Genomic DNA, 1,093 nt, shown 5'->3' on the forward strand with positions numbered 1-1,093 from the left:
TGGTGGGAGAGTAGGTCGTTGCCTTTCTTTATAAACCTCAATCTTTAAAAGATTGAGGTTTTTTTATGCACCTATTTAAAGGTTTATTCCTAAATAACAGCACACCAAAATAAATTAACTTAGCTTATTGAATACTATCATCAGCGAGCTTCGCTGAGCTTTCCTCTCCAATATATAGATACAACAAAGCATGTCGAGAACTTTATGAACGAATAGTTGCTAAAGGTAAGAGTAAAAAACTTGCTTTAATAGCGGTGTGTAATAAGCTACTAAAACAAGCTTTTGCCATAGTAAAAAGTGGTTTGCCTTATGATGCAAATTATAAAAGTACTTTGGTTTAAAAAAGTATAAAATTTACTTGTTTTTTACCTCAGTTCTTTGTTGTGCTTTCGTTATTTTTTCCTAATTTGTTACTGATAAGGTTTGCAATTATTAGCTATATTTTATTAATGTCGTTTTAACGTTTATTAAAAGCAAGGTGTTGAAGAGAGATTTTCAACAGTGTGATCAATCGTAAAGTTGAATTCTTTATCGTCCTTTTCTCTTTTATAAGAGACATAGTACCAATTTCCTGATTTTGTTAATTTATAAACGCCATTTATTTTTCCGTTATAAATTTCATTATAATAATCAATAATTGTAGGGCTTGTTCCTCCTTCGATATATTCATTTTTAATAAACTTCAGGGGTATTGATTCTGATTGCCCTTTGTACCTAATTTCTATTGCTCTGTTTGAATCATTAAACCCAATCCAAATTTTTTTGGAATTATTATTATCACTAGTGTAACAAATATAATTTTTAATAGTTGAGCTTTCTTTTTTTATTTCGTCAATCTTTTCTATATCAATTTCACTTTTTTTATTCAGTGATTCACGAGTCTGCTCTATTTTATCTGATTTTATATCATTTTGTTTTTTACTTGATTTTTGTCCGCAAGAGATACAGATGAACAATAAAAGCAAATATTTTAGTGTTAAAATTCTTTTCATATCGTTTTGTTTTTTTTATGTCTAGTCCTGAAATATGGCTACAGGTTAAAATTGAATTTACGCTGATAATTTATATACCATATTTGGTGTTTTATAATCTA

At 28.2% G+C, this 1,093-nt stretch carries 1 protein-coding gene and 1 pseudogene; one reads left to right on the plus strand and one right to left on the minus strand.

All coding sequences use genetic code 11. The features are described 5' to 3' along the window. Positions 1-176: 176 nt before the first annotated feature. Positions 177-341: pseudogene (locus MK851_RS15610) on the plus strand (IS110 family transposase); the annotation flags it as partial. A gap of 126 nt (positions 342-467) precedes the next feature. Here the strand turns inward: MK851_RS15610 and MK851_RS15615 are convergent. Next, positions 468-992 (minus strand): hypothetical protein, encoded by a 525-nt coding sequence (locus MK851_RS15615; RefSeq protein WP_303511282.1) that lies wholly within the window; start codon positions 990-992, stop codon positions 468-470. Between the last annotated feature and the right edge of the window lie 101 nt (positions 993-1,093).

It is taken from the genome of Tenacibaculum sp. 1B UA (assembly GCF_033978845.1).
GTDB lineage: Bacteria > Bacteroidota > Bacteroidia > Flavobacteriales > Flavobacteriaceae > Polaribacter.

What these genes read in the sequence shown, in the direction of transcription:
- MK851_RS15615 (WP_303511282.1), bottom strand. Translation starts at nt 992, where the DNA reads ATGAAAAGAATTTTAACACTAAAATATTTGCTTTTATTGTTCATCTGT.